Origin of the sequence: Gluconobacter japonicus (genome assembly GCF_015244665.1) — a bacterium.
GTDB classification, from domain to species: Bacteria; Pseudomonadota; Alphaproteobacteria; order Acetobacterales; family Acetobacteraceae; genus Gluconobacter; species Gluconobacter japonicus.
In genome coordinates, this window is sequence record NZ_JABCQN010000008.1 from 1 (window position 1) to 14597 (window position 14597).

The window sequence follows — 14597 nt, forward strand, 5'->3', positions numbered from 1 at the left end:
GCGATCAGTTCGGATACTCCTTCGGCCGGGACGCCTTTATCAACAGCTTTAGAAACGATCTCTTGCAGGTTGATCGCGGAGATGGCTGCATCGCGCAGCCAGTACCTAGCTTCTTCAGCTCCTGTTTCCTCGTTCAGGTCCGCAAAGACAGCGGATGTGTCGATAACGCAAATCGGCATCAGCGCTTCACCCCATCGTCATGGCTGTCGAGCGCATTTTCAGCGCGTCGCTCAGCAATGACTTCGTCAGCAATCGAGGTGCCGGCCGGGACATATTTTCGGAACAGTGCCCTGGCCCGATCAAGCGAGGCATCAGGCGTCATTAAGCGAACCTGCCCATCTACAATCTCCGCCATGAGCTGGCCGCCTTTTTCGACGCCAAGCGACTTACGCAAGCCAACCGGCAGAACAAGTCGACCATTCGGCATAACGTTGACACGAATCATGTAACTGATCTCCTGTTCGAAAAGGTTGCAACTTTGTTTCGGGTCATTTTCCGTGTTTAGGTCATTTTTATTCTTGATGCCATAACATTCGGGTGTCCGAAAACGATCGTTTTCGGACAGGGGCGGAGTGATCTGTCCGGAAATTACCTTTACAGTGTTTCGGACATAGTTCATATTTCGGACATCCTATTCGGACGAAATGAGCCCTATGCCACGCACCTTTGCCTATGTTCGCGTCTCAACAGTCGGGCAGACGACCGAAAACCAGATTCAGGAAATTGAAGCAGCCGGTTTTCGGGTTGAGCCACGTCGGGTCGTTACCGAAACTATTTCCGGAAGTACTTCCATCGCGCAGCGGCGTGGCTTTGCTCGCCTCATGGATAGGCTGGAAGCAGGAGATGTTCTGATCGTGACCAAGCTTGATCGTCTTGGTCGCGATGCAATGGATGTCAGCACCACGGTTAAAATGCTGGGGACCATGGGAGTGAAGGTTTACTGCCTCGCTCTTGGCGGTGCTGATCTGACCAGTTCGTCCGGCACAATGACGATGCAGGTTCTGAATGCTGTTGCACAGTTTGAGCGGGATCTACTGATTGAGCGGACGCAGTCCGGCCTCAGGCGAGCAAAGTCAGAAGGAAAAACCTTGGGACGGCCTTCCGTACTGTCAGAAGGTGAGAAGCAAAGCGTCCTCAAGGACCTGGCAGAGGGTATGAGCGTGTCTGCACTGGCCAGAAAATTCTCTACAAGTCGGCAGACCATCATGCGGGTTCGAAGTGAAAACTCCCCCGCCGGTTCCTCCTAACGGCAGGTCCGCTATCGCCTCTTTGCAGACATTTCTGTTTTAGTTTTGCCTTCCGCAAAGCGGACGAAGGGGACGCCTCAATCTATACCCGGAATAGCCCCATCCACTTCAGACATTGAAACAACGTCTGCCCGCGGAAGCTCAGCGCGATCATCGCGAACAGGCTGACCGGCCCGATGATGCCTTGCAATGCATGAGCGCGCTCGACCGGCAGGTTCTGCATCAGCCATGTTCCAGCCCGCACTGCGAAATAGGCGGGCCGCGCCCGACGAGGATGAGCACTACGTCTACGCTATAGCCCTCTAGTGCCACATTGTGACCGGATACGGGTTCGCCCGGTTGGGCGCGATTTGTAATCGTTTAAGTCGGCCGACCATTTACGATCAAGGTCGGGTATGATACCCGTTCTATTGAACGAGATCGGGTACAAGCCCCGATTTTTTAGGATGGTTATGAGGTTCGTTACAACGCCCGACGCAACGGCGCTCACAGGTCTCTCGACAGCAACACTGCGAGAGTGGACGAGCCGTCGCGCCCTGATTCCCGCTGATATACCTCCCAAAAGCAAAGGGTCACCGGCAAGTTTTACTTGGCAGACGATTCTTCTCCTCCGGATCGCCGCTACTTTAAGAGACCGATTCCATCTTGAGCTTCAGCCCCATCAATCCTTGTTCGCGAGCCTCAAGGCCGGCTTTCGACGGACATCTTTCATTGCGCTCTGGGGCAAGGCGCTGGCGCTGCAAGGTGGCGACCGCTGGTCTCTGATGGAGGGCAGCGAGGCATCGCAACTGGTTGGCGATGCCGTAATCATAGTCTTGCAGCCGCATCTTGAGGTTTTGTCGGTCGGTTTTGCTCTGCCCCTCCCTGTAATGTCGGTCGGACAGTTGGAGCTTTTCCCCGCGCGTTCGATCGACTCGATTACGAGGCCATTGGTTGCGCCTGCTGCTCGAAAACGAAACGCTAACACTGTCTCGCCCACACGTAGGAGGTCCGCTTGACGAGCGCGGCTTTCAAGCAGGCGCTGGAAGCCACTGGCTATCTTGGCGCTAACGGCCGGCTCGCACCTGGATTCGTGTCCGCAGACGATCCGCGCGCTGCTAGAATGCGTGCGGTATTCTCAGATGACCGCGTTGGATTAAACGCAGACGCCGTCTTCTCCGCGCAGAACGCGCCGACCAGTATTTTTAAGGACGCGGGCCACGCAAACCCAAGCGAAGCAGACCTTCGCCATTGGCAAGAGGCGGCATGGAATGTTGGCGTTGCGCCGCTTCTGTGGATCATCACGCCTGCGGATGTCCGGCTTTACGACTGCTACTCCTTGCCGGAACAAGCCGACGCTCAGACGGACCGAGCACCCCAGGCTCTTGACCGTTTCGTTCTTGATTCTGCGGATCGTCTGCGTGCCCTGGATGCCCAATGCGGCCGCGTTGCCACCGAAACAGGTGCATTCTGGTCAAGCGCTATCGGCTCCAAGATCGACCGCAGGCATCGCGTTGACCGCGAACTGCTCGCGGAGATCAGCGCGCTTGAGGACCGTCTCACCGTGCTCGGCGAGCCTCAAACCGATGAAGCCCTAACCCACGCCCGCGACATTGCTCAGCGTTTTATTGGGCGCTGCATCTTCACGTGGTATCTCTTGGATCGTGGGATCGCGCAGCCGTTTTTGCCGTCGGGTTTGCCTGCCGACCTCAGTGCCATGTTCGCCACGCCCGCCAACGCTTTCGCGCTGTTCGACTGGCTCCGCACGACGTTCAACGGCGATCTGTTTCCGATGGACGATCCTGGCGCCGAGCGCGAGCAACTAACCTCGCAACATCTGGCGTTGATTCGCGACTTTATCGAAGGCCGTAGCCTCATTCCAGAACGGTCTGGACAAGGACGACTGTTTCGCTTTCGGTTCAACGCAATACCAATCGACCTAGTTAGCTCGATCTATCAGCAGTTTGCCCGCACCAGCGCGGCCGACGAAGCTCGTTCTCAGGGTCTTCACTATACACCAGTTGAACTTGTTCATTTGACGCTCGATCCCGTCTTTGAGGCACTGACGCCAAATGCGCGGATTATTGACCCAGCCTGTGGCTCGGGTGCCTTTCTGGTCGAGGCTTTTCGTCGATTGGTGTGGCGTGCTTCCGAGGGGAAGCCAGCGAGCCGGCAGATCGTCCGCCACGTTCTGTATAATCAGCTTTTCGGAATCGACATCAATCGCGCGGCCCTCGGAATTGCGGCATTCAGTCTCTACCTGGCCGCGCTTGAGTTGGACGAGGAGCCGGTCAAGGACATCATCGACCTCAAGTTCGATCGCCTCATCGACACAACACTGTTCGAGGCCGACTCACTCGGTAGCGAGCTTCCGAACCAGATCGCCAGCCGGACTTTCGATGCAGTCGTAGGTAATCCGCCGTGGACGTTCGTCACAAAGGGTAGCGTGCAAAAGCGCCGCTCATCCGACACGTCCACTCTGCGCCCGAGGCGAAGCCCAGATCAAGCGTTCTTGGCACTGGGGGCGGATCTGGCGGGCGACCATGGTCGGATCGGCATGGTGATGAAGGCTACGCCCTTCTTCTCGAAGGATATCCACGCCATCGCGGCGCGCACCCATCTGCTTGAGCGTTTGGCTCCTGTCGCGCTTATCAATCTCTCCTACCTTCGTCGCGAAGACCTGTTTCCAAACGCGATCGGTCCGGCGCTCCTTTTCTTTGCCCGTTGCGCTTTGGGTCCAAACGCGGACCGTTTACTCGTTGGTTCGATACCTTGGACGCCAGATTTTCGGCGAACGGGAGTTTTCCATCTCGGACCCGGTGAAATTCGTTCCGTTCCTCTGAAAAGGGTTCTTGCGACGCCATCCTTTCTTAAGGCGGCTACTTTTGGGACGGTGCGTGACGGTTGGCTAATTGAACGGCTTGAACGTGAGTTCCCTACGCTTGATCGAGCATTGACGAATATTGGAATCAAGAAGCGGATAAATCGAGGCCAAGGCTTCAAGGTAAAAGGCCGCGAGCAGACCAAGAGTCCTGATGACTACGCCGAACTCGCTGTCGTCACACCGGATAATTTTACGCCATTCCGGCTAACTGCCGATCAGCTCGATAGATTCACGCATGAGACGTTGCATAGGGTGCGCAGCCGGTCGATCTTTCGCGGGCCTCTGCTTTTGTGCTCAAAGGTAGGGTCAAATGCCGGCGCGCAGCGAGGCCGATACAGCGCTGCCTTGAACGGAGACGACGTACTCTACACCCAGGGCTACTTCGGGATATCGTTCGCCGACGCTGACCCGCGTCTTGCATTTCTTCTGTCGGGCATTCTGAACTCCAGTCTGACGGCTTTTCAGTTTGCTTTGGGCGGCCCGACATGGGGTCTAGAACGGCCGACGGTCGAGCCACACGACCTCTTGTCTTTGCGTATCCCACTTTTCGACAAATGTGATCCGGCGGTCATCAACGCGGTGATAGATGCCGAAAAAGAGGCCGCCGCAACTCCGGACGACATAAGCCGCCTTGACCGCTTGGATGACACGGTTTTCGAACTCTACGGACTTGAGCCTGATGAACGGATATTGGCTCGCGAAAGCGTCGCGCGCGCGCGATATCTGATCTTCGAGAACCGGGCCGAACGGATCGGTCTTGTTGCTACGCCAGATACCGCCAGCCTTCACGCCTATGCGGGCCAAGTCGCGGGCACCGTTGACGCTTATCTGCGAGCACGTAATGAGCGTCATCTTGAGGCCGTCATCTACCCGGTGCGTTTAAGCAAAGCCGATCTCGCTGCCGGTATTCCCGGTGTCACGGCCGTGAGATTCGTTATGGCTCCCGGTGGTCCTGCAGATGTACCCATTGTTCGCGACGGAAACCCAGCCGAGCTTCAAGCTCTTTCGGCGCTCCTGCGCGGCCAGCTCGAAGCTGACATACCGCCGTACTTAAACGAACGTCGGCAAATGCGACTTTACGGTCCTGAAGATCTGTTCATTTTGAAGCCGGCGGAGATCCGCTACTGGACGCGGACGGCGGGGCTGAACGACGCCGATATCATCCTCGCTGACCACTGGATGCGGAGGCGGGATGTCGCTACTCACGCCTGACGCTCCATTCGGCCATCCCGCGTTTGCCTTGTCTGACGATCAGATCGCAACAGTCGTGGATCTGGTATGCCGGGGATGTGATGCGGCCCGCCCGGACCTGACCACCGGCATGCTTGAAGTTCCGATCACCATCGTCGTTCGCAAAGCTATGAGGCGAGTAAAGAAGACGCTTGGACTTACGAACTTGCAAATACGTGGCGAGGTCGAACTCGAAGACATGTCCACCAATGACTCAGCTCTCCTTGGACGGATCGATATAACCTTACAGTTCTTGCATCAGTTTGGAGACGAGGACGCATATGTTGCAGTCGAGTGTAAGCGGGTGCAAGCAGGCGATTCTACCTTGAACGGAAGCTATGTCGCCAAGGGCGTAGATCGATTTGTTACTAGCCAATACGCCGCCGGGCATGATTGGGGTTTTATGCTGGGTTACATTTTAGCTTTGCCCGCGTCAGATGTGGTCGAAGCAATCGATGCCCGTATCCGTAAGACTTATGGAGAATCTGCGGGTCTCACCCCTCAGGCTTCTCATGCACTTTCGTTGGCCGTCCTGGAAGGCGCATTAACACAAAGCGGAAGTCACACGATTCGTCTAAAACATATTTTTGTAGATATGATTCCGGCCGCTCAGATCAAAGCAACTTAGCCCATGAGCTGTCTGTTCTCACACAAGCCCATGGGCGCAAATGTACCGTCGATAACCGATGCATGAAGACCCGTGACGGTAGAACGGCCACAACGGCGGCTGCGAATGGGCAGGCATAGCAAATTGCCGAGTATAGCCTTGATGTCCGGCTGACGCTTACGCCGGGCGGTTGCTTGGGGGCGCTGCCCCCTGGCGCGGTCAAGGGTGAAGCGCGGCGCTCCCGCTACGCGGAAACCCAAGCCCAATAGGAGCAAGACCATGACAACCCTTGCCATCGAGACGACAGCCACGCCCGCCGCCGTGACCGGCACGGAGGTGTTCATTCCGCTCAACAAGCTCCCGAGCAAACCTTCGCAAGGGTCGTCCATGTGAATGTCCGGTTTTACCGATCGCCCTACACAAAGCCGACCTTCCGTTTACCCCCCTGAACTGCCTGTCCGCTCAAGGAATATGAAGCAGACAGGCGGTACTCGCCTACATCCCGGACGTAGCGAGTGGTCAAAGCGTTTCCCAATTCCGGACACTAAAGATGTTACAGCTTGAGCTCCTACTTGCCATTCTAAAGCGGGTAACAAATCTTTCGTTTTAATTCGGTCAAAAAATCTTGATTTTCTTCACTCGCAACCACACAAAAAGCGGCGTAACTTTTAGTGAGTCGTAGAAAGTGTGTATTATAAGTCCACAACTATGTGACCAACCCAACCCGTGGACGTTATTATTTTTTGTAAAGACATTCGGGCCTGTTTTAATAACAGGCGCAATAGCGTTGGGTGCATATAGAATTGCTTCCACTCAAAAAATAATAGCATCAAATAAATACAATTTAGATTTATTTGATAGAAGATATTCTGCATTCATTGAGTATGAATCAGTTTTATTGACAATAAATACATTAGGTTCTCCAGCACACGCGAAAGCATCTGCCTATGACAAAATCATAGAGTCTGCAAAAAAATGCGAATTTCTTTTCCCAAAAATCGAAAAACTTGGTTTTTTACGGACCAGAAATTTGGGGAGTCTGACGCAGTTGATTGAAAGTCACAAGAGATTTGTGTTTTTTGAGAAAGAATCACAAAAAACCATGGGGGAATTAATTGGTGCCAAAAATAATTTGCAGGCAAAGAAAATTCGTCTCTCTACAGGGAAATACGAAGATGAAGACGAGTTGCGATCTTTAATAAGAAAACAAATTAACTTGATAAAAACGTTAGAATTTAACAACAAAAATACAAATAAATGTTTTATTGAATTCCAAGAATCTACATATCTTTTATCAAAAAAGTCCGCAGAATATATGAAAAAATTTCTTCAGGTTCCACAGAGTCCATATTAAATAACACATAACTGTAGAACGTTTTTTTATAAAAAAATTAGAAAGCGGACGATCCGCTTACCCCCCCTGAACTGCCTGTCTGTTCTACATTGTGGGAGCAAACAGGTGATAGGTGCCTACAACCCGAGCATAGAGGAGTGCGCCTAGGGTTACGGAAAGCTGACGTGGTGGGCCAATGTGCGAGCCCGACGCTCCGCCGATCTCGGCGCGGTTCAGTCTACGCTCACGCCGCGTTTGTACAGAACGGTCTCAAGGCCACGATCGCTAATCCCAATAGCAGCAATACCAACGCACCGCACACAGGATCACCTCGCCCCGTAGATGCCGCACCTACAAATCGCTCATTTACTGCGCCCTGTGCCAAAACAGATAGCGATTTCAGGCATAGGGGGCCAATTTTGCAACAGCGCCTCGGTGGTGGTCAGAAGGTTCACCTCTCAGTTGGGGCGCTGACCTGCCGCGATTATTTACGGTCGGCTCACATCCTCAGTAACCTCCCCAGCCTTCCGGATGGTGAGGTGGTCCCGTCCGTTCGGACAGTTTTTGGGTTTGAATAAGCTATACCCGGTTGTTGTTATGCCGCCATTCTGACGGCTTTGCTGTTGGCCCTCTGGTCCGGGGTTAACCCCGGACCAGAGGGCGTGGGCACGTCATGATACGCCTCATCGGGCGTACGTCCAGCCAGTGCTGCGTGCGGACGCTGCCCGTTATAGTGGGTGATCCATTTCGTGAGCCCCACTCGAAGTTCTGATCCGGTCTCAAAGGCGTGCAGGTAGACGCATTCGTATTTCAGCGACCGCCACAGACGCTCGATGAACACGTTATCCAGCCAGCGCCCACGTCCATCCATGCTGATGCGGATCTGACGCTCTTCCAGGAGCCCGGTAAAACGGGGCGTCGTGAATTGTGAGCCCTGGTCAGTATTGAAAATTTCCGGGGTGCCGTAGCGCATCAGCGCATCCCGGAGCGCCTCGATACAGAACTCCGCATCCATCGTGTTCGACAGACGCCAGGACAGGACCTTGCGCGTGAACCAGTCCATGATCGCCACGAGATAGAGAAATCCCCGTTTCATGGGGATATACGTGATGTCGGAACACCAGACCTGGTTGGGCCGGTCGATGACCAGATCCCGCAGCAGATACGGATATTTCCGATGCTCTGGATGGGGCACACTCGTGCGTGGTTTCTGGTAGATCGCCCGCAGCCCCATGATCGCCATGAGCCGGCGGACCCGCTTGCGACCGACTTCATGTCCCAGACGGCGCAGATGCCATGTCATTTGCCGCGAGCCATAATACGGCGTTTCCAGGAACTGGGCGTCGATCAGCCGCATCAACGCCAGATTGGCCTCGTTCTGTGGCACAGGCCGATAGTACACGCCCGACCGGTTGAGTTGTAGCAGCGTGCATTGCCGGATGATCGGCAGACGTGCTCGCTTCGGGTCAATCATCTGCCGCCTCTGATCACGCCCAACCGAGCAGAGGCATCGCGTAAAAAATCCCGTTCCACGAGAAGCTCGCCTATCTTCGCGTGTAGTTTCTCCACATCAGCAGGGCTGACCGGGGGCTCAGACACCGCCTTCCCCGAAAAGGTTGCCGCCATGCCCTCGACTGCCTGGCGCTTCCACTGGGCAATCATCGTCTGATGCACACCATGTTTCGAAGCCAGTTCCGCCAGCGTCAGCTCCCCACGGATCGCCTCCAGGGCAACCCGTGATTTGAACTCCGCCGCATACCTCTTGCGCGTAACCTTGCCCATAAAACCCGTCCTCTCTCAGGTCGGATTATAGCTTAGACACCTGTCCGAAAAATGGGGTCCACCTCTCCGATGATCTGTGGGCAGTGATAGTACAGTTGTTACCTGTCGTTCCTGCCCGTCTGAAAGGTGGCAGACCAAGTGTCTGCGCGACCGCGCGGCGCTGACGGGGATCCTGTTCGCCCTGGCCACAGGTATCCCCAGATGCTGCGGTGCGAGATAGGCTGTGGTTCAGGCGTTACCTACTGGCGTCGGCTGCACGATTTGCATGCCGCCGACGTCTAAGGTGACCTACATCAAGCGCTGTTGCCCCATCTTCATAAGTCTGGTCACAATGCCCGGAACCGGGCCTGCATGGACAGCGCGTCCTTGGCTGCAAAAAAAAGACGATGCGACCGGTATGGACACGCCGGATCGCGGCAGACCGGGCACGAAACTCCAAGTCTTCACTGATCAACTGAGGCTAATGAAAGGCATGGTTCAGACGAGCAGCACCGCGCACTGTCGAAATCCTACGAGATGCCGTATGCTCCGTCATTAATGATATCTACTCAAGGTAGTCCAGCACCTGTTTTACTACTGCGGGATATGAGTCAGACAGACCGGATTACGCTCTGAATTGAGGTCAACTGTGCTCATAACGATGTCGGATTTCCCATGAGATAGTCTCAAAGCAGACATTCCGTTCTCCCCCCGTTTCTGTACTCAGATGGCCATATACCGTCATCACAAATCGGTCATTCAGCGTGAGTATTACTCCTGTCGCAAAGCAGATGATTCCCGACAGGGGGGAATGCCAGTCTGGCGTGCTCGCATGTTTCCTAGACAAAATTTCCATGCCGGGTGGCGACAAACTCTGTCGGATTGGTGTAAGTGACGGGAACGGTAAAAATAGGGTTTTCCGATATGCTTATCGGCTATATGCGCGTTTCTTCCGTCGATGAGCGCCAGTCAGTGGACTTGCAGCGCGATGCTCTGGTGCAGGCGGGCGTCGATGAGCGACACATCTTCCAGGACAAGGCCTCTGGGGCACGCGATGACAGACCCGGTCTTAAAAAATGTCTCTCTTATATAAAGAGTGGTGACACACTCGTTGTCTGGAAACTGGATCGGCTGGGGCGATCTCTTCCACATCTCCTGACGATCATAGAAGATCTGAAGGCCAAATCCGTAGCCTTCCGTTCCCTGACCGAACAGATGGACACAACAACGTGGAGGGTTCGAAAAACCCTTGGCTCTGAGCTGTTCTGTGTGATTCCATTTCTTCGGCGTTGATTGGGGATGGTGGAAGATGAAGCAGCCTGGTTTCTTTGATGTTGAAGAGCGCCTTGCTCGGCTGAGCGGGCTTGGCGATCAGTTGGAGGCCTTTTCCCGGACTGTGGATTTTGAGGTGTTCCGCCCTGATCTGGAGCTGGCTCTGGCCTATTCAGACGGAAGTAAAGGCGGACGTCCGCCGTTTGATCCGGTGCTGATGTTCAAAATTCTGGTCATCCAGACGTTGAACACTTTGTCTGATGAACGGACAGAGTATCTGATCAACGACCGCCTGTCGTTCATGCGCTTTCTGGGATTGGGGCTGTCGGACCGCGTGCCGGATGCCAAAACGGTCTGGCTGTTTCGTGAGCGTTTGACACAGGCGGGTGCCATTGAAAGGCTGTTTGACCGATTTGACGCGACCCTGCGGAACGCCGGTTATCTCCCGATGTCCGGCCAGATCCTGGATGCAACACTGGTGGCTGCTCCAAAGCAGCGCAATACGAAGGCTGAGAAAGCGGATCTCCGGGCAGGACGTATTCCAGAAGACTGGCAGGACAAGCCCGCAAAGATGTCGCATAAGGATCGTCATGCACGATGGACACTTAAGTTCACGAAGGCGAAGCGGCAGGACGATGGAACCATACCGTCGAGCGATCTCGCCATCCCGTTCTTTGGCTACAAATCCCACGTCTCCATCGACCGGAAGTTTCGGTTCATCCGAAAATGGAAGACGACGGATGCCGCCGCCAGTGATGGTGCGCGATTGAGAGAGGGGCTGTTAGATAAAACCAATACGGCCTCAAGCGTTTGGGCTGATACAGCTTATCGCTCGAAAGCGAATGAGGACTTCATGGACAAAGAGGGTTTTGTCTCAAAGGTTCACAGAAAAAAGCCGCATCTCAAGCCTATGCCCCGACATATCCAGAAATCGAATGCTGGAAAGTCCGTGATCCGATCGCGCGTCGAGCACGTCTTTGCCGACCAGAAATCACAGACGGGATTGTTCATCCGAACTGTCGGTATCACCCGGGCCACCATGAGGATCGGGCTGGCCAATATCGTCTACAACATGCGCCGCTTCCTCTTCCTCGAAAGATTGAACGCGAGCGCATAGTCATCCAGCGGGAGAGCAGTCCCCGATCTGCTCAAAACGCAGATCAAAAGCTCCCCCAAAAACCGTCAATCAAATCGCCAAAAGCCTGAAATCACGAGCCAGGCGCATCAACCAACGGTTCTTCGATCCCTCCACGTCTCATGGCGAGCTGATGTTTTCCTTGTTTGGCGCTTTGGCTCAATACGAACGCGCTCTGATTCATGAGCGTGTCATGGCAGGGCTTGCGGCCGCAAAACGTCGAGGCCGAATAGGCGGACGGCCTCCGTCAATCAGTCAGGAGCGTTTGGACATGGCGCTCGACTACCTCAACAAGGGTGAGAGTAAGCTCTCCGTTGCGCGACGTCTCACAATTCCACGCACAACCCTGTTGAACACTCTTGAGCGGATAGGCTGGCAACCACGCTCAGAGAGTGAGGAAGGCGACGGTGATGTTGACGAGCGTACCGCAGAAAACAATCAGAAGAAGCCTCTCAACCGCCGCAGACGACAGGCCTGATGGGGATGGGCTAGACCGCAGATATTTCACCCGTGCATATCCGGCCAAGATCAGACTGATCCCAACAATCCCGGATACCATGGCCACACGGTAGGACATTGCCGTCATTGCTGGCGTGGAAATCTGGCTTCTCCTTTAAGGTGTGTCCGCAATGGACACACCGGTAAGTCACATTCCCAGAGCACGACGATAGATGTCCAGAAGGGTTTCCTGTTCCTCAACCTGGGCAGGCTCCATTTTCCGAAGCTTCAGGATCTGCTTAATGATCTTGACGTCGAACCCGGCCGACTTGGCTTCGCTGAAGATGTCCTTGATATCTCCGGCCAACGCCTTTCGTTCTTCTTCCAGGCGTTCAACCCGCTCAATGATGGATCTCAGGCGATCCGCTGCAATTCCTCCGGTCTGAACGGTGGTTTCAGCAGATGCTGTGTCCTGTTCTTCATGTGCCAACATACAGTTCTCCTTTCACTCGCCCATTCTGCAGGCTCAATCTGCGACTGATGCATCAATGGTAGGTTCGGTCGGTCGAAAGATCCGAGGCCAGCCCATAGAGGGTCCGGTCCAGAGCAAGCGTTCCGTCCAGGTGGCGTTCGATCATGGCCCGAAGCAGGCCACCAGCGGACCGCACTTTCCCTTTTCGGGACTTCGCAGAAATCACACAGACGGCGACGGCGGCCTCGTATCGGCCCATGACGCTGCACGCCTGACGCCAGGCATGAGAGGAAATTCCCAGAGAACCTGTCAGCATCTCGACGGCCTCGATCAGCTCGGCCTCATGTGGGCGACTGCTGGAGCAGAGATCGCGCAGATCCGGGACGAGCTGAAGAAGGAAGTTCGGTCCGGCCTTAAAGCCCCGAAGCGGTGAGGCCTTGAAACGGGCGGCACTGTCAGACCCAACTACTTCTTCCTCTATGCCAACGCCGGCGCAGCCGGCTCCGCTTACAGTAACTTTAGTTATAGTATTTGGGTTTGTATCAGTATTATGGGGTCCATCAGTGCGCCCCATGGGGTCCATTTCCACAGGGTCTGCCCCTGCAATCATGGCCTCCAGACGCTCGACCAAAGCCTCCATCTGCTCAACCAGCGGCGACAGGATGTCCAGGTCGTGGTCATTGCCACGCAGCGCCAGGAGCTGATGCCCGTTCTGCTGGATACTCATGACCGTCGGCCTGTCAGCCGTCGTTTCCAGGGCCGTGGCACAAAGGGCCGTAATGCGGCGACCTAAGACCATGGCTCTCTTATGCAGACGCTTCCCTTCGCGTTCCCGCTCTCTGAAGGCCTCAACGCGTTGGAGCATTTCGTCGTAGCGCCGAGACAGCGGCGACAGATCGAACCCATATCCCTCCAGGATCGCACCATTGCGGCCGTCGCGCCTTAACCAGCGCTGCTGATTCGGACTATCGCGCATGATAATCCAGCCCAATTCGCTGAGGCCGCGAAGCCAGCGCTTGACCGTGGATCTCTCGATCCCAAACCGCTCGCAGATGTCGCGATTGCGCACAGAGCAGATGGTAAGATTGTTATCTTCCCAATCCACCGGCTTGGTGCGGCTGATCAGAAAGCCCAGCAGATCGGACTGGCGCGGCTGAAGGCCAAGCGCCCGGGGCTCCGTATGCAACGCGCTGAGGATCTGGGCCTTGGTGGCACCGCTGCGGGGCAGGGCCTCACACTGCATTTCAGCCAGAATCATGGCCGGAGTGATGCGTCTCACCCCAGCCTGATGGGGGTCATGCGAAAGAGAATAGGTCATGGAAAACTTCTCAGGATTTCGGGATTTCCGAAGCCCTGCTCTCCAACCCTTCAAACAAGCCCCTCCCGTTTGCAAGAAACTCTTGCATTCGAAGCTGAAATGTAGGATTGAAAATTCAGCAGAGAAATTTCAATCCAGTTCAATCGGTTTGGCGACCGATGGGACTACGTTCTTAGGGCCTCGTGAAAGCGGGGCCTTAAACGTATCTGGGCTCTGGCTAACTCACTCAAACAATTCCTTCTTCAAGCCCAAATAGGCGATTTGCCTTTATGCTTCTCCTGTAGCGAGAAAGAAAGGCCCTTTTCAGAGTCTCCCGGCCGCTGAGATATCGCCACAAGGATCTGCGACTTTCATCTGTAACATGAGTCTGTTCCACGCCCGCAAGGGAGCGATGAGAACAAAAGCGGCCTTCCGTAATTTTTTTTCACAATTCGTTAAGGAAACCTTTTTTCTTTGCGGCCGCCCGTGCTACGAGCGAACAAGAGAAATGATAAAGGCAAAGTTAAACTTGACGATGCTATAACGGTTTTGCCTATATCTCTCGAAGAGTTTTGTAGTTGTAAAGGTGCCAGATGGGTTCGACAGTTCCTTCAGTCAATAGTGCTGTGAATTTGCGTGATTATACTTCACGAGAGATACTGAAAGACTTCCACAGTAGCTTAATGCTGATTAAAGAACAGTCACACCAGCTTTCTTGTTCCTTCGCCATTACGGCTACAGATATTCAAAAAATTTTTCAATGCTTTGAGGCTGCTCGTCGTCTCTCAACCCAAGTTGCGACACTTTCGTTCGAGAACCCTGAGAGCGAAAACCTGAAACGAGAGTATCTGAATTGTCTTGCTATTCTCGAAGCGGGTCTTTGCTTCGAAGAAGAACCGGGCTCTCTGCCAGACTGAGATAGAAGTTTCCCGTTAAGTCGCA

General features: G+C 54.5%; 15 protein-coding genes and 1 pseudogene. 9 read left to right on the forward strand and 7 right to left on the reverse strand.

The features are described 5' to 3' along the window. Window positions 1-178: 178 nt before the first annotated feature. Window positions 179-445: an AbrB/MazE/SpoVT family DNA-binding domain-containing protein gene (locus HKD32_RS13005; RefSeq protein ID WP_099213473.1), complete on the reverse strand. Its 267-nt coding sequence runs from the start codon at window positions 443-445 to the stop codon at window positions 179-181. Window positions 446-653: 208 nt separating this feature from the next. Between HKD32_RS13005 and HKD32_RS13010 the strand changes: the two genes are divergently transcribed. Next, on the forward strand, window positions 654-1247 hold the full coding sequence (locus tag HKD32_RS13010; RefSeq protein ID WP_194258183.1) for a recombinase family protein: 594 nt from the start codon (window positions 654-656) through the stop codon (window positions 1245-1247). Window positions 1248-1329: 82 nt separating this feature from the next. Here HKD32_RS13010 and HKD32_RS13015 read toward each other — a convergent pair whose 3' ends face one another. Beyond that, entirely contained in the window at window positions 1330-1470 is a 141-nt protein-coding gene (locus HKD32_RS13015; RefSeq protein WP_194258184.1) for a hypothetical protein, read from the reverse strand. Between the two features lie 229 nt (window positions 1471-1699). On the opposite strand from HKD32_RS13015, the gene HKD32_RS13020 reads away from it, so the two are divergent. The 3 genes from HKD32_RS13020 to HKD32_RS13030 are packed head-to-tail and all read left to right on the forward strand — an operon-like array spanning window position 1700 to window position 5968. Then, window positions 1700-2245, forward strand: coding sequence for a hypothetical protein (locus tag HKD32_RS13020; protein WP_194258185.1), 546 nt, complete (start codon window positions 1700-1702; stop codon window positions 2243-2245). Continuing rightward, on the forward strand, window positions 2242-5322 hold the full coding sequence (locus tag HKD32_RS13025) for an HsdM family class I SAM-dependent methyltransferase (RefSeq protein ID WP_194258186.1): 3081 nt from the start codon (window positions 2242-2244) through the stop codon (window positions 5320-5322). The genes HKD32_RS13020 and HKD32_RS13025 overlap by 4 nt, the downstream gene beginning before the upstream one ends. After that, window positions 5303-5968, forward strand: coding sequence for a hypothetical protein (locus HKD32_RS13030; RefSeq protein ID WP_194258187.1), 666 nt, complete (start codon window positions 5303-5305; stop codon window positions 5966-5968). Before HKD32_RS13025 ends, HKD32_RS13030 begins: the two co-directional genes overlap by 20 nt. Here the strand turns inward: HKD32_RS13030 and HKD32_RS13035 are convergent. Continuing rightward, a complete protein-coding gene (locus tag HKD32_RS13035; protein ID WP_194258188.1) occupies window positions 5965-6291 on the reverse strand; it encodes a hypothetical protein in 327 nt (108 codons plus the stop codon). The two genes, HKD32_RS13030 and HKD32_RS13035, sit on opposite strands and share 4 nt — an antisense overlap. Before the next feature lie 443 nt (window positions 6292-6734). On the opposite strand from HKD32_RS13035, the gene HKD32_RS13040 reads away from it, so the two are divergent. After that, window positions 6735-7301 carry a hypothetical protein gene (locus HKD32_RS13040; protein ID WP_194258189.1) on the forward strand — a complete coding sequence of 189 codons (567 nt, stop codon included), beginning with the start codon at window positions 6735-6737 and terminating at the stop codon, window positions 7299-7301. A 215-nt stretch (window positions 7302-7516) separates the two neighbouring features. Here the strand turns inward: HKD32_RS13040 and HKD32_RS15515 are convergent. Both HKD32_RS15515 and HKD32_RS13045 read right to left on the reverse strand, forming a co-directional pair. Further along, window positions 7517-7631, reverse strand: a pseudogene (locus HKD32_RS15515) (IS6 family transposase); the annotation flags it as partial. A 244-nt stretch (window positions 7632-7875) separates the two neighbouring features. Next, a protein-coding gene (locus HKD32_RS13045; protein ID WP_194258190.1) for an IS3 family transposase occupies window positions 7876-9062 on the reverse strand; the annotation gives its coding sequence in 2 pieces (ribosomal slippage) (window positions 7876-8804 and window positions 8804-9062; 1188 coding nt in all). 870 nt (window positions 9063-9932) lie between these two features. Here HKD32_RS13045 and HKD32_RS13050 point away from each other — a divergent pair. The 3 genes from HKD32_RS13050 to HKD32_RS15460 all read left to right on the forward strand — a co-directional run bounded on the left by HKD32_RS13050 (window position 9933) and on the right by HKD32_RS15460 (window position 11926). Then, a complete protein-coding gene (locus tag HKD32_RS13050; protein ID WP_456306031.1) occupies window positions 9933-10334 on the forward strand; it encodes a recombinase family protein in 402 nt (133 codons plus the stop codon). A gap of 16 nt (window positions 10335-10350) precedes the next feature. Further along, complete coding sequence (locus HKD32_RS13055; protein WP_015075063.1) at window positions 10351-11430, forward strand: IS5 family transposase; 1080 nt, start codon at window positions 10351-10353, stop codon at window positions 11428-11430. Between the two features lie 151 nt (window positions 11431-11581). Continuing rightward, entirely contained in the window at window positions 11582-11926 is a 345-nt protein-coding gene (locus tag HKD32_RS15460) for a recombinase family protein (RefSeq protein WP_273498680.1), read from the forward strand. Between the two features lie 168 nt (window positions 11927-12094). Here the strand turns inward: HKD32_RS15460 and HKD32_RS13065 are convergent, their stop codons facing one another. Then, a complete protein-coding gene (locus HKD32_RS13065) occupies window positions 12095-12379 on the reverse strand; it encodes a DUF2312 domain-containing protein (protein WP_061490889.1) in 285 nt (94 codons plus the stop codon). 52 nt (window positions 12380-12431) lie between these two features. Further along, window positions 12432-13676: a plasmid replication protein RepC gene (gene repC / locus HKD32_RS13070; RefSeq protein WP_194258191.1), complete on the reverse strand. Its 1245-nt coding sequence runs from the start codon at window positions 13674-13676 to the stop codon at window positions 12432-12434. A 572-nt stretch (window positions 13677-14248) separates the two neighbouring features. On the opposite strand from repC, the gene HKD32_RS13075 reads away from it, so the two are divergent. Next, window positions 14249-14572, forward strand: coding sequence for a hypothetical protein (locus tag HKD32_RS13075; protein ID WP_194258192.1), 324 nt, complete (start codon window positions 14249-14251; stop codon window positions 14570-14572). Window positions 14573-14597: the final 25 nt, after the last annotated feature.

Coding starts and splice junctions, on each gene's coding strand:
- HKD32_RS13075 (WP_194258192.1), top strand. CDS start 14,249: ATGGGTTCGACAGTTCCTTCAGTCAATAGTGCTGTGAATTTGCGTGAT.
- HKD32_RS13035 (WP_194258188.1), bottom strand. CDS start 6,291: ATGAACACCTCCGTGCCGGTCACGGCGGCGGGCGTGGCTGTCGTCTCG.
- repC (WP_194258191.1), bottom strand. CDS start 13,676: ATGACCTATTCTCTTTCGCATGACCCCCATCAGGCTGGGGTGAGACGC.
- HKD32_RS13010 (WP_194258183.1), top strand. CDS start 654: ATGCCACGCACCTTTGCCTATGTTCGCGTCTCAACAGTCGGGCAGACG.
- HKD32_RS13020 (WP_194258185.1), top strand. CDS start 1,700: ATGAGGTTCGTTACAACGCCCGACGCAACGGCGCTCACAGGTCTCTCG.
- HKD32_RS15460 (WP_273498680.1), top strand. CDS start 11,582: ATGTTTTCCTTGTTTGGCGCTTTGGCTCAATACGAACGCGCTCTGATT.
- HKD32_RS13030 (WP_194258187.1), top strand. CDS start 5,303: ATGTCGCTACTCACGCCTGACGCTCCATTCGGCCATCCCGCGTTTGCC.
- HKD32_RS13015 (WP_194258184.1), bottom strand. CDS start 1,470: ATGCAGAACCTGCCGGTCGAGCGCGCTCATGCATTGCAAGGCATCATC.
- HKD32_RS13065 (WP_061490889.1), bottom strand. CDS start 12,379: ATGTTGGCACATGAAGAACAGGACACAGCATCTGCTGAAACCACCGTT.
- HKD32_RS13055 (WP_015075063.1), top strand. CDS start 10,351: ATGAAGCAGCCTGGTTTCTTTGATGTTGAAGAGCGCCTTGCTCGGCTG.
- HKD32_RS13005 (WP_099213473.1), bottom strand. CDS start 445: ATGATTCGTGTCAACGTTATGCCGAATGGTCGACTTGTTCTGCCGGTT.